Source organism: Clostridia bacterium, from assembly GCA_012840125.1.
Classification (GTDB): domain Bacteria; phylum Bacillota; class DULZ01; order DULZ01; family DULZ01; genus DULZ01.
The window spans coordinates 14485-27538 of the sequence record DULZ01000023.1 but is presented as its reverse complement, the minus strand read 5'-3'; the positions used below and the strand labels follow the sequence as shown (position 1 = coordinate 27538).

Here is a 13054-nt window from a genome sequence, read left to right as displayed (position 1 = left end):
CCACTTCCTGGATGGCATGATTGACTTGCTCCACGGCGCGGCCCGTTTCATTGATGCTGGTCAGGAAATCCTCCGCCACCTGGGCACTGCGCACGGCTCCTTCCTTGACTTCTTCAATGACCTGCCTCCAGTTCTCAATCATGCGGCGGAAAGACCCCGCCAGGGAACCGATTTCATCGGTGCCGTCGACCAGGATTTCCATGGTCAGATCCCCGGTAGCTCCCTGTTTAACATAGTTTTCCAACTTCTGCAGCCGGCGGCTGAAACCACGGGCTATAGCCGCAGAGACCCCGGTGGCCACCACCAAGGCAGCGATGAGAGTAATCACCACATTATTGCGGATCCGGGTGATATTCCTTTTCGTTTTTTGTTCCAGCCGCTGCACTTCCTGGTTACTGAGCTCCTCCAACTGGTCCAGACTCAGGAAAGTCAAATTCTTCCGCCCGATGGTGGTAAGGTAATAGTTCTGGGCCTCTTCATGCAAGCCCTGGTTATTGAATTCCACCGCCTTATTTAAACCAGACTGGTACTGGGTTAAGGCACCTTCAAATCGCGCCAGAGCCTCTTGTTCCTCTGCGGATAACGGCTGCTCCTTGTATGCGGCCACCAGCTCTTCTAGCTGCCCCTGCCATTCTCTGATTTCATTTTCGAAAATGGATTTCCGGGTCGGGTCAATGGCAGTGATGTGTTCCAAAGCACTCAGACCGCTTTGGGTGACGGCCAGTTTTACGCCGGAAACCAGTTCCTTGATGGCCAGTTGCCGTTCTAAAAGCTCCGCATACACTTGCTCCGTGCGCTGCAGCGACCACAGGCTGAAAAGACCGGTCCCTCCCAGAAACAAGAAGAAGACCAGCGTCATTACCATAAATTTGGCAAAGACCTTGAGGTTAATGAATCGTTTTACCAAGCTTCTCACTCTCCCCCTAAAAATAACAAAAAAAAACTCCGTGCCGGAGCCAGTAAAAGACAGGTGCAATCCCGGCAACCTGGCAGTCATAGCCTTCCCGGCCTTAGACCCATGGCTTTGCGTCCCCGCCTTTCGACGGGTTTGCCCTTATCCACGAGGAATGGCTTGTTATTGTTATGGCTTTTTCGACAAATAGTAAGATATTCCTGCTTAAAGAGCATTGAGAAATCATTACATAGCCAGTTGCCCTTGCGGTACCGGGACCACCTTGAGAATATTTTCTTCTTCCCCGGTCATGGCGTTGATATACACCAGGTACTGTTCTCCTCCATATTCGGCGGTAAATTCATAAGTCAACGCTTCCCGTTCCCCGCTCAAGGGGATCAATGCCAGGCGGCTGGACTTAACCGTTAACTCCCCAGACAGCTTCTCCCTGGCCTCCTCTTCGGAGATGCTCGGGGTAAGCAATTCCCGTTCCCGGTGATTTAAGTAATACATGGTGGCATCAAACCCGATTACTTCCCCGTTGTCCAAGGCTACCTGCACTTTTACCTGATCCGGGTATAGACGCACCGCTCCCTCTTTTGCCACGTAGACGATCCACAACACGTTATTCTCCTTGAGGGAAAAGGTCTTTTCAAAGTGCTCAAAGCCCCGTTCCCGGAGGAAAGCAGCCGCTTTCGCTTCCGCCTCGCTTTCGGAAAGCCGAGCTGCGGAGACAGGCCGGCTGTTTAAGAAAGCAATGATTTCGCCTCCCTTAATGCTGACATCGGCGGTGACGGTGCCCGGCTTTCTTTTCCCGTCCAGGGTAATGCCGTAAACGGGTATCGTACCTTCCACCCGCTCGCTTTTCATGGCTTGATAACTGCCGTCACCCGGCTGGTTGACGAACTGCTCCGCCCGGCGCCTGGCTTCCTGCTCCTCTATGGCCTGGGCATGGGCCACAAAACTCTTGGGATCCCCTTGGCCTACATGGTCGGAAAAGGGCCCGTCATAGATTAAGACCGGCAGCCCGGCAAAGCGCTGTTCCATTTCCTTGAAGCCGTCCAACCCATCGTCTACCGCTTCTGTATTGGGCACCCGGCCTTTCCCCCCTGACCCGGCCATAACGGCTTTAGTCCAACGGTAGCCGTTCTGAAACAGCCTGGCTTCCGTTTGGGCCAGCACCTGCCCGTACCGGCGTACTTCTTCGTAAAAAGCCTGCAGCTGGGCTTTGTGTTCCCCGGTCAGTTCCTCGCCTCCGGCCAGCCTTTTGGCCAGGGTATAAGCATAATCGCCCATTTGGGCCAGGAACTTCCGGCTGGCTGAAAGATTAATCTCCGTAAAAGGCAGCTGCCCCAGGGCCCCCTGGGCTGTGTTGGCTCTGCCCCAGATCTCCGTCAATAAAAAGATCTGCTGGCGCGGCGAAGCACTGACCAAACCCTTGCCCAGCAAGGCTTCCAACTGCTCCACCTGATCCACTACCACGTGAAAATCCCTTTGATAATTGCTCTCCAAAGCATTGGCCACCCGCTGCTGGTCCTTCCAGTACCCAAAACCGAAAGCAAGCACCGCCACCACCAACAGGGCGGCCATCAACCATCCATACCAACGCCTCATTTGTCTACCTCCATTGTTTAGATCCCGAACACATGATCTCCGATGGTCCTAATGATTTTTCTCGTCCAAATCCAACGGCTTACCGGTTTTGAGGGATTCCAGAAATACAAAGCCCCGTAAGTGGGATCCCAACCGCTTAAGGCAGCCCGGGCGGCTCGTTCTGCCGTGGCTAGATCCGTGACCCGCCAGATATGGCCGCTCATGACACTTTCGAAAGCCAGGGGCTGGTACACCACACCGGCAATGGAATTCGGGAAGGAAGGGTGCTTTACCCGGTTTAACAGCACCGCCGCCACGGCCACTTGACCTTCAAAGGGCTCGCCCCCCGCTTCCGCGGCCACCACCCTTGCCAGTAAGTGTAAATCATTAGCGCTGGTGATAGCTGTGCCGGCCCTAGCTTGCACCGGGAGCACCGGCGCCTCCTCCGCTCCTGCCGTAACCGGCAGGTAGCCGTACTTTGTTTCCTGCGCCACCGGCTGCCACCCGCCGCCAAGCAGGACCGCAGCCACAACTGTACCTATCAACCACTTTCTCACTTCAGCAACCCCCTTTATTGCTAATAGTTTGAGACCATTCTTTCCACCTTATGCATGGGCCGGGATGCCATCACCGGCAGGCACATGACGTCTCGCCTTTTCATAAACTAGACTAAGGAACAAACAGTCTCAATGAAGGCCGAAGGGGGTCAATCAGATGAAATTCAGACAGGAGATCCTGAACTTGTTGGATAGTGCCGTTCCATTCTTAAACCCGAGAGGGCAAAGGATCGTCCAAACAACGCAAAGCCTGGTGGAACTCATCCAAAGCCCTGCCGGTACCAAAGCCCTTCAATCTCTAACCAGCCTGTCCGCTCCCATAGGCACCCTGGACCAGGGCCACAGCATGTATCAGAGTTACCAAAACCCTTTCTCCCTGTTCCTGGTGCTGTACTTACTGATCCTGGCTACCGACCACCAGCATTGTCACCGGCCGTCCGCTGCAGGCCCTGAACATAATGCTTTACCCAGCCTCCCGTCCCTTCCGGCAACCCTTGAGGAGAGGAGTGGTGGGGACCCGGTAAACCCTTTTTAGCTCCCTCGAGAGAGGAGGGGGAAAGAATCTCCGGGAAAATTCCACGTGAACAAGCAATCTTGCCTCTATTGAGGAATATACTAGCTCTGAAGGGGCGGTCTAATCACAATCATCCCCCCGGAGGAGAGGAGGTTTATGACGTGGAGGAAACTCGGAAAAATGTCGGGGCGGATTTAATGAGCAGCTTTTTGCATTTGGTGGAAAAGCAAGGTCAAATGCCCACCAATCAGATGATGGCTATGTTCGGTTTATATGCTTTAGTCAACATACTTAGCCTGGCCCAGCTAGGACAGCCGGTCCCCAGGATTACCAATCCGGCCCAGGGCATCCCGTCCGGGAAACTTGATAAGGATGCCTTGATGGAGACATTAGGCGGCCTGTTGAAGAGCCAGGGCATGAATGCCGAAGAACTGGTGGCTGCTTTAGGAGCAAAAGGTAATACGGCTGAAACAAATCCGGCCGACCTTTTAGGAGCATTGGGCAAAAACCCGGCTGCCCTGGTGAATTTTATGAATCTCCTCACCAGCGCCAAGGAAGCCATGCAGGCCAGCAGGAAAGAAGAAAAAACCGCCAAGAAGCCGGAAGAACCGAAAACCATCCCTTTCAAGGAAAGAAACACTTGATACACCGAGACCCCCGTCCGCGGGGGTCTCGTCTTGTTACCTGTGTTTCCAGAGGGCGAAAAGCAAGCAGATGACGAACAGGAAAAGGATCAGGTGCAGCCATTCTCCTTTTCTCTTCGACATATGTTCCGGATAACCCGCCGGCATGATATGAACCACTTCTTCTTCCAAGGCCGGGGGTAAGTTTCTTTCGTGTGTTTCCCCATTACTCTCCCTGAGCCTGCGCAGCAGATCTTTGGCATCGTTGGACATGGAACCGACCTCCTCTTCCCAGACCTATAATATTCTATTAAAGCCGGGCTCTCGGGGTGCCGAAAGAAAACAACCATAGCCAAGAGGCCATGGTTGTTTCTTTTAGCCTTTTGCACCCGGTATGCCGCAGCGGACTTTCAGTTTCCGGCCTACCTGCAGGTTATTCGGGTCAACGCCCGGGTTGAGCCTCATTAACTCTTCCACGGTGGTGCCGTACATCTGGGCAATTTTGAATAGAGTATCGCCCGGCTTCACCACATGATAACGAACTTTACCGTAATCGTCATCTTCGCAGACATCGGATTTGCCGCCGATGATTATGTCCGTCACCACATTCAATTCCTTGGTTTCCGTTACTCTTACTTTGATCTCCACAATAGCCGTCTGCTTCCACCGGTAGTTTTCCGGTACATAGACCGCAGGCGGGCATACTTCTTCCGGAGTGGGAATGGGCCCCTGGTTCGTGACATCCACATGCTCGATGCGGCGGTGATAAGTAACGTTCATGCCGGGTTTGGCACCTTTGACATCCACGAACGTGGTGAAGGGCTCATCAACGCTGGTTTCAAACACACCGTTGGTGCAGACGTCGACGTAGAAAAGCTGCTTGTGCAGGTTGCCCACCACGATAATCTTGTTGGGCAGGATCTTGCTTTCGGAGCGGTTGATTTCAATCTTGCTGTCCACTTTCGCCACTTTCCGGGCCGGACGCGGGAAGGTGATGCTGGTGTTTTCAATGGCCACTTGCTGCTTGCCTTCCGCCACCACATGCTCGGCTTTGAGGATTTCTTTGACGACGTCAATGCCCGGTCCGATAACATCGGTCACCACTTTGATTTCCCTGGTGGCGACGGCCCGTACCACCAGCTTGATGATGGCCGACTGGTTGGCGGTCGTCGGGGATGTCAAGTCAAACTTGACGTACTCCAATTGAGCGTTCACCGTCACATCGGTTCTAGGCTCAACCCCTTCCAGGTGCACAAAGGTGGTGAAATCTTCGTCGAAACCGAACTCGAACAATTGACGGGTAGCAGCATCCACGTAGAAGATTTGCTTGTGCAAGGTACCCTGCACGATCACCTTGTTAGGCAGTACCTCGGTGGTGATATTCCGCACCTCGGCGTCGGCGCTTTTCACCTTTGCCGCTTCCACCCCGGCCGGCAGGTTGATGTTGGCCATGATGTTGACTTGTTTCTCCGCTTCGCCCAAGACCTCTTCTACCTTAACCTTCTCCTTGACCACCTTGATACCGGAGCCCGGAGGCACGATGACGTCGGTGATCACATCCACTTCCATGGTTTCCGTCGCCCGCACATGGACTTCCAAGATTACCGTTTGCTGCCACTGGTCGCCCACACTGGCCGCATCGGGGATGTCGGTGTGATCCACATACTCCACCCGGGCATCCACATCCACCACGGAATCCGGGGTCACACCGGGCAGTTCCACGAAAGTGGTGAATCTCTCATCCACCGGTAAGTCGTAAACGGCATCCTGGATGTAGCTAATACCGTTGACCTCGGCGCTCACGTTGGCCACCCAGGCTACCTGCTTGTGGAATACCCCTTCGACAATCACTTTGTCCGGCAGCGGCGTGGCGGTAAGATCCCGCACCTCGGCGGTAACGTCCATAATTTTGCGCACTTCCACAGGGAATGAGACTACCGAGCGCAGGGTAACTTGGGTCGTGTTTTCTCCTACCACATGTTGGACCTTAAAGCGACGTCTCCTGACCCGCAAGCCGTTGATGGTTTCTTCCTCGTATTCTACTTGGTTGTTGTTCTGGTTCTTATTGTAGTCATCGTCGTGATCCTTATGATGCCCCTTTCCTTTCTTGTGATCATAATAGCCTCTATCCATAAGGGGGGTAACCTCCTTTCTGAATGATTTCATCACAGTATATGCCAGGCGCAGCCAGTGGTGTTACTTGCTCCTCCGGGGAGCTTAGTACTACATCTTATGTCTCGGGCAGGTTAATTGTTCAAAAGGAGGTTGAGAGGCAAAAAAATACCGGGCTCAAGACCCGGTGTTATTTAAGACTTAACCGCTTTGATTTTTTGTTCTTTGCCACCGCGATAAACCGTTAATTCCACGGTTTCCGTCAAGACATCGGTGTAACTGAAAGATACCCGCCGCACCACGCTGTGGTGCTCGTCCAGTTTTATGACGAAAATATGGGGATAGGTCTGCTCCAACACGCCGGTTCGCTCGTAGACCTTTTTCCTGCCCTTGTTGGCTTTCAGCTTAATTCTCTGGCCAACACAATCATCTAAAGTATTCTTGATACTTGCCAAAACTTCCTTGGCCGCCATAAAACCACCTCTTTTCCGAGGTATATTGTACAACAATTTTCGCATCCTGTCAAATGAAATACATAATTATACTTCAGAGTTTTACGGAATGTCAACACACCAAATTTGATTTAGGAGGAAATTATCGGTGCTTGGAAAATAAAAAGAGCTAATTGCACTGTCTCTGTGCAACTAGCTCTTAATTATCCCGGTTATGCGCCTAAGATTTGCTTCAGGTCTTCTTCCGGGCTGGAAACCGGCTTCAGGTTCCATTTTTCCACCAGCACATTGAGCACATTGGGTGTCAAGAACGCCGGCAGGGAAGGCCCGATGTAAATGTTCTTCACGTCGAGGGCCAGCAGGGTCAAGAGAATAGCCACCGCTTTTTGCTCAAACCAGGAAAGCACTAAGGTCAGGGGCAGGTCATTAACCCCGCAGCCGAAGGCTTCCGCCAGGGCTACGGCTACTTTGATGGCAGAGTAGGAGTCATTGCATTGTCCCATATCTAACAGCCGCGGGAAGGGGCCGATGTTCCCCAGATCCATTTTGTTGAAACGATACTTGCCGCAACCCAGGGTGAGGATTACCGTATCCTCCGGCGTTTTTTCCACGAACTCCGTGTAGTAGCTGCGGCCTTTCCTGGAACCGTCGCAGCCGCCCACCAGGAAGAAGTGCTTGATGTGCCCTTGTTTAACTGCTTCAATGATGGCCCCGGCGTTGCTGAGCACGGCGTTGTGGCCAAAACCGACGGTAATGTACTTTTCTTCCTCGTCTTCCGTCCAGCCGCCCAGGGCCAGGGCTTTTTCAATGACGGGAGTGAAATCCTTCTTGCCGTCCACGGTTTCAATATGAGCCGCACCGGGCATGCCGACGATACTGGTGGTAAAGATCCGGTCGATATAAGATTCCCTCGGGACCTGGATGCAGTTGGTGGTCATGAGAATGGCGCCCGGGATGCCGTCAAATTCCTTTTGCTGGTTTTGCCAGGCACTGCCGAAGTTGCCCACCAGGTGCGGGTATTTCTTCAATTCCGGATAGGCATGGGCCGGCAGCATTTCCCCGTGGGTATAAATATTGATGCCTTTGCCTTCGGTCTGCTCCAGCAGGTCTTTCAAGTCTTTCAAGTCGTGGCCGGATACGATGATGAAGGGCCCTTTCTTCTTGGTTACCAGCACTTGGGTCGGTACCGGGGAGCCGTAGGTACCGGTATTGGCCTTGTCCAGCAATTCCAAGCAGGCCAGGTTAACTTTACCCAATTCCAGGGCCAGCTCCAAAAGCTCATTGATGCCGAGGCCGTCATCGATCAAGGCGCTGTAAGCTTTATAGAAAAAGTTGTTGACTGCCTCATCTTGATAACCCAGCACATAGGCGTGATGGGCGTAAGCAGCAATACCTTTGAGCCCGTAGGTAATGGTCTCCCGTAAAGACCGGATGTCGGGGTCCAGGCCGGCATCGGCCATGATCCCTACTTTGGCCGCATCAGCCAACATGGCTTCCTTATCTGCCGGGAGTTCATACAGGGCTGCCGCCGGGTCGCAGCATTGCCCGCCCAGCTGTTCTCTCAGGGCCCCTTTGACCTTGGCTGATTCCTTGAGATAGTCCACCATCCTGTCAGGGCTGAAGTTGACGTTTGTCAGGGTAGCAAAAGTGGCGTCCATGACAAAGGCGGTAGCTGCCTCGGGAACTGTCCCTCCTTTGGCCAATAGGGCATTACCATAATAGCCGATCCCTTTGAGTTGATAAATCAATAAGTCCTGCAGCGCGGCCACTTCCGGCGTCTTGCCGCAAACACCGGATCTGGTACAACCGGTTCCACCTGCTGTCTGTTCACACTGAAAGCAAAACATTTTTTGTTCCATGAAAGAGAACCCCCTCCTATCCCGTGCCCGGGATTTCCATTGTTTATGCTAATGAAATTCTACCTTAACCGGACCTCCGTAACAGTGATACTGATCACACCTAGCAAAAAAAGCTAATTTTTTGCCCGCCCCGGTCCAATAAAAAAGCAACCGGTATCCCCGCACGATACCGGTTGCGGCTTGTTGACCATCGGCATTAACCGGACACATTTGGCCGGCGGTCCAAACAACTTGTGCTCGGTGGAGGCACCGGTTGTCCTCCGACTGCTTGGTGCCCGGGAGACGGGCAATAAGCAAGCAGGAGGTGTTTAATAAGGTGATTTGGGGTATCCCAGGCGGAAGCGGCCCCTGGTTTCGATGCCGCCTACCCCGTCGATCCCGGTGATGGTGGTTTCGATAATATCCCTGATGGAGATGCTTTCGTTAATAGAAGTATAGGCCAGCCGTTCTACGATGAAGACGGGATCGTAGGCATGGATCATCACCCTTTGCGGGGAACTGGCAAAATTAGCCCCGGCGCAAAGGATGCCTTCATAATGGGACTGGCAGGCGCCGGCAAAGATCACCAGGTCATCCCGGCTGGGAATCACCTGCCGCACTTTCCGGACAGCCTCGATAAAATAGCGGGAGTGCTTGTAATTATCTAAATCGCTAAAGTCCCTGGTACCCTTTTTCAAGGCGTCATGGCCGGTCAGAACCAAAATGTCGGGATTGTACTCCCTGACCAGTTCCATCACCCTTTTCGGCTGGTCCTTTTCGGGAACGGCGAATCCGAAAGCAGGGACCCCCAATTGTTTATACGTGTGCAGGCACTTTTCCAGGTAATCTTCATCTCCGTCCAGGTGCAGCACCCTACCGGGCACTTCAAAAAAATCGCCGCCGGCATCCTCCCCGTTGCGCAGTTCTTTCTTCTTTCTCTCCATTTCCCGGCGTGCCAGTATATTTCGTAAAGACTGGGTCTGCATTTGAATACAGTGATGGCGATACTGCAAAATGGAGGCTGCATCCTTCTTCTCCAAATCGCTCACGGGGGCGTCAACCACCAGACGGACATCTAACCCGGTTAAGACGGCTTCTTCAGTGCCATTGGGGTTCTTGCGCAATTCTCGCACTTTGAAAAAAATATCGCCGCCGTAGGATTTGCGTACCACTACGTCACCCGGTTTCAATTGGGACAACTAATTTCCCCCCTCAGCCCTTCGTTTGCTATATGTTATGAGCCGCCACAACCAAAGGTGAGGTAGGGTCCTTTAAGATACACTCTCCATAATCTATATTGAGAAGCATCATTACCAGTGTGGAGGAACATCATGTGGTCAATCGTGATCCCCGCCTACAATGAAGAAGGACGCATCGGCCAAGTACTGGAAAATCTCTCCGTTTTACCTGTGGATCACTTCATCGTCATTGCCAACGGGTGCCGGGACCGGACGGTAGAGGAAGCCAGGCGCTTTCGGGACCCGCGCCTGGACCTGCATGTCTTCGAACAGAAACTGGGGGTGGATGTACCGCGGGCTGTCGGGGCCAGAATCGCTTATAAATACAATTCCCAAGGGGTGCTGTTTGTCGATGGCGACATGATGGGAAAGTTTACGGAAGTGCTGCTAAAGCTCATGGAACGGATTGACCAGGGTTGGGATATGGCTTTGGTTAACTGTTATCCGGTGATTCCCTATCGCCACCGGGCTTCCTTTTCCCAGCTTACCACCTTTTTTCGCGCCAAATTAAATCGCAAGCTCAACCTTTTTGATAAACTGGGCATTGCCTCTCCTTCCCACGGGCCCCATGCCCTGTCCCGCCGGCTTTTAGAGGTCGTGCCTTTCCGGGAGCTGGCTATTCCCCCGGTTTCCCTGGTCTTAGCCCGTCAAGCCGGCCTTACCATCGGGGTGGCCGCCGGGCTCCCCCACCAGGAACTGCGGTCCAAGCCGGGCAACGTGCGGCACTGGGAATTAACCGCCGAGACCATCATCGGGGATTGCCTCGAAGCGATTTCCATCCTGGAAGGAAAACCCCGTTCCCGGGTCTATCACGGGGTGGAGATGCTGGGCTATCACCCGGAAAGAAACTGGGCACTCCTGCATGACTTCTTGAATTCCTTTGTTTAAACACCGGTTGTCCAGTTCCTGCCTGTCTTCCCATCCATCTACCAATGCAATCTTTGCCAAGCTCCTTTATAATAATTTAGAGATAATGGGCCAAAATAAACAGAGAGGGAGGAGGGGTCTTGTCTGTTTAATCTAAAAAAGATGCTCCTTCTGGGTACGGTACTGGTGTGCTTGATTGCCCTCAAGCCTGCCGGTGCTGAAGCTGCTACCACCAGGTACACGGTACAGCGGGGAGACAGCATCTTTTTCATCAGTCAACGTTTCAACGTTAAGCAACAAGACATAATCAATTACAATGGGTTGAAGAGTACTGTCATCTATCCAGGACAGGTATTGATCATTCCCGTCCCCGATACTGCCTCCCGCAGTTTGGTATCCGGCCGCAGTCGCTACACCGTTTCGGAGCAGGATAAACGGTACATGGCCCAAATGGTCTACGGGGAAGCCAGGGGAGAAAGTTTTGAAGGACAAGTAGCAGTAGCGGCGGTGATTCTCAACCGCTTGGAAAACCCTGACTTTCCGGACACCATTCAAGGTGTGTTGTTCCAGCCGGGGGCTTTTACCGCCGTGCAGGACGGCCAGTTCTATTTAGAACCTGACGCCACTGCCTGGCGAGCGGTGGAAGAAGCCCTGGCAGGCCGCGATCCCACCGGGGGTGCACTGTATTACTGGAATCCGGCGAAAGCAACCAGCCGCTGGATTTGGACCAGGCCCATTATCAAACGCATTGGCAATCACGTTTTTGCCATATAAAAAAGGCCGCAAGGCCTTTTTTCAATTTTGGCACACAAAAAAAGGCCCACGGCCTCGTTACTTATTTCTCTTCTCCTCCCGGATCTTCTGCGCCACCCGCAGGAACAAGTTATACATTTCTATTCTCTGGTTGATATTCCGCAACACCTTGTCTCGCGACATTCTCTCTCCCCCTGGTAAGACTTTTGCTACCAGTATTGCCACCGGCAAAGGAGATTATACCGCCTGTTTCCTCTTTATTTTGTATACTTATCCGCCACCTTGGACGCACCGGTGGAATCCGGCTTGATCACGGCTTCAAAGCCGTTGCCGGTAACCATGCCCACAATCTCCCGGATTAACTCCTTGGTCTCCCCGTTAGGTCCCACATCGAGATGAATCTCCGCATCCAGACCTTCCAGCCCATCTTCGGAAAGGCGGGCGGCCAGTCGACCGGCAATGTCCAGGCTCATGGAAGCTTCGTAAAAAATCCGCTGCCGCAAACTGTCCATCCGGCGGTGAAAGCTTTTCGTATAATAATAGCGCGCCCCTTTACCGATATGGTGGATCACAATGGCAGTGACAAAACAGGTCTCGTCCCTTACCTGGGAATCCGTGCCGACGATGAGCTTAAAAGCGCCGAAAGGACGAGCCCCGACAAAGGCCAGGATGTCTTGGTACATGCCTTCAAAATCCAAAGGACCGCGACTTGGGCTAACAAAGGTTTGCATGTCCTTCACCTGCTTTCCATGGCAGCTCTTGCTAAGACATCGGCAATCTGCGCAAATTCAGCTAAGCCTAATTCCTCTCCCCTGACCGTTGGTTCAATGCCTGCCTCTTTGAGAAGGTGTGTCAATTCCCCCTTGGAAAGGTTAGTAAAGAAACCGCTCAAGGCATTGAGTAGGGTCTTACGCCGCTGGGCGAAAGCGGCCCTGACCACTTGGAAAAAAAGTCGTTCATCCTGGGGCGTCACCACCGGCACCTGCCGCACGGCAAGCTTCATCACCACGGAGGACACTTCCGGCACCGGCCGGAAGGCACCGGGGGGTACTTTACAGACCAGGGACGGCTCCGTGTAATACTGCACCGCTACCGACAGGGCGCCATAGGCTCTGGTGCCCGGCCGGGCCTGCATGCGTTCGCCCACTTCTTTTTGCACCATCAGCACCATGGTGCCGATGCTGTACCTTTCCTCCAGCAGCTTCATAATAATCGGCGTGGTGATATAGTAAGGCAGGTTAGCCACAATTTTGTAAGGATATTTGACCCGGGCAAATGTCTCCTGCACCGCCTGGTCCAGGTCTACTTTTAATATATCCCGGGCCAGCAATTTAAAGCCGGGAAAAGCACTAAATTTCTCTTGCAAAAGCGGGATCAGCCGGGTGTCGATTTCAACGGCCAGCACCTGACCGGCCCGCTGCACCAGGTGTTCCGTTAGGCTGCCGAGCCCCGGGCCGATTTCCACCACCGTATCATCGGGGCTAACCTCCGCTGCCTTGAGAATGGCCTCAATAATTCTCTCGTCGATTAAGAAATTCTGCCCAAATCTTTTCTTCGGACGAAGCCCGTATTTATGCAAAAGCTGTTTGGATTCCGTTGTTAGCCCATTCTTCAT

14 protein-coding genes and 1 riboswitch are annotated in these 13054 nt (G+C 53.0%); of the genes, 4 read left to right on the top strand and 10 right to left on the bottom strand.

Translation table 11 applies throughout. The features are described 5' to 3' along the window. The 3 genes from GXX34_02500 to GXX34_02490 form a co-directional block, all read right to left on the bottom strand. On the bottom strand, positions 1-907 hold a 907-nt coding region (locus GXX34_02500; protein HHW06399.1), incomplete at its 3' end, for a methyl-accepting chemotaxis protein. Positions 908-977: 70 nt separating this feature from the next. Beyond that, positions 978-1063: riboswitch (cyclic di-GMP riboswitch) on the bottom strand. Positions 1064-1138: 75 nt separating this feature from the next. Further along, positions 1139-2506 carry a germination protein YpeB gene (gene ypeB, locus GXX34_02495; protein HHW06398.1) on the bottom strand — a complete coding sequence of 456 codons (1368 nt, stop codon included), beginning with the start codon at positions 2504-2506 and terminating at the stop codon, positions 1139-1141. A gap of 17 nt (positions 2507-2523) precedes the next feature. Next, positions 2524-3060 (bottom strand): spore cortex-lytic protein, encoded by a 537-nt coding sequence (locus GXX34_02490; protein HHW06397.1) that lies wholly within the window; start codon positions 3058-3060, stop codon positions 2524-2526. 139 nt (positions 3061-3199) lie between these two features. Between GXX34_02490 and GXX34_02485 the strand changes: the two genes are divergently transcribed. Both GXX34_02485 and GXX34_02480 read left to right on the top strand, forming a co-directional pair. Beyond that, entirely contained in the window at positions 3200-3577 is a 378-nt protein-coding gene (locus tag GXX34_02485) for a hypothetical protein (protein HHW06396.1), read from the top strand. Positions 3578-3717: 140 nt separating this feature from the next. Beyond that, a complete protein-coding gene (locus GXX34_02480; GenBank protein HHW06395.1) occupies positions 3718-4200 on the top strand; it encodes a hypothetical protein in 483 nt (160 codons plus the stop codon). A gap of 36 nt (positions 4201-4236) precedes the next feature. On the opposite strand, the gene GXX34_02475 is transcribed toward GXX34_02480, so the two are convergent. The 5 genes from GXX34_02475 to yabG all read right to left on the bottom strand — a co-directional run bounded on the left by GXX34_02475 (position 4237) and on the right by yabG (position 9780). Further along, positions 4237-4452, bottom strand: coding sequence for a hypothetical protein (locus GXX34_02475; GenBank protein ID HHW06394.1), 216 nt, complete (start codon positions 4450-4452; stop codon positions 4237-4239). A 102-nt stretch (positions 4453-4554) separates the two neighbouring features. Continuing rightward, the gene (locus GXX34_02470) at positions 4555-6312 is read right to left on the bottom strand and encodes a DUF3794 domain-containing protein (GenBank protein HHW06393.1); all 1758 of its coding nucleotides are present in this window, start codon (positions 6310-6312) and stop codon (positions 4555-4557) included. A gap of 173 nt (positions 6313-6485) precedes the next feature. Continuing rightward, positions 6486-6764, bottom strand: coding sequence for a Veg protein (locus GXX34_02465; protein HHW06392.1), 279 nt, complete (start codon positions 6762-6764; stop codon positions 6486-6488). A gap of 191 nt (positions 6765-6955) precedes the next feature. Continuing rightward, positions 6956-8602, bottom strand: coding sequence for a hydroxylamine reductase (gene hcp, locus GXX34_02460; protein HHW06391.1), 1647 nt, complete (start codon positions 8600-8602; stop codon positions 6956-6958). Between the two features lie 308 nt (positions 8603-8910). Beyond that, the gene (gene yabG, locus GXX34_02455) at positions 8911-9780 is read right to left on the bottom strand and encodes a sporulation peptidase YabG (GenBank protein ID HHW06390.1); all 870 of its coding nucleotides are present in this window, start codon (positions 9778-9780) and stop codon (positions 8911-8913) included. Between the two features lie 132 nt (positions 9781-9912). On the opposite strand from yabG, the gene GXX34_02450 reads away from it, so the two are divergent. Beyond that, positions 9913-10707 carry a glycosyltransferase gene (locus tag GXX34_02450; protein ID HHW06389.1) on the top strand — a complete coding sequence of 265 codons (795 nt, stop codon included), beginning with the start codon at positions 9913-9915 and terminating at the stop codon, positions 10705-10707. Positions 10708-10848: 141 nt separating this feature from the next. Further along, a complete protein-coding gene (locus GXX34_02445; protein ID HHW06388.1) occupies positions 10849-11460 on the top strand; it encodes a LysM peptidoglycan-binding domain-containing protein in 612 nt (203 codons plus the stop codon). A 236-nt stretch (positions 11461-11696) separates the two neighbouring features. Here the strand turns inward: GXX34_02445 and GXX34_02440 are convergent, their stop codons facing one another. Next, a complete protein-coding gene (locus GXX34_02440) occupies positions 11697-12170 on the bottom strand; it encodes a hypothetical protein (GenBank protein ID HHW06387.1) in 474 nt (157 codons plus the stop codon). Positions 12171-12175: 5 nt separating this feature from the next. Beyond that, entirely contained in the window at positions 12176-13054 is an 879-nt protein-coding gene (gene rsmA / locus GXX34_02435) for a 16S rRNA (adenine(1518)-N(6)/adenine(1519)-N(6))-dimethyltransferase RsmA (protein HHW06386.1), read from the bottom strand.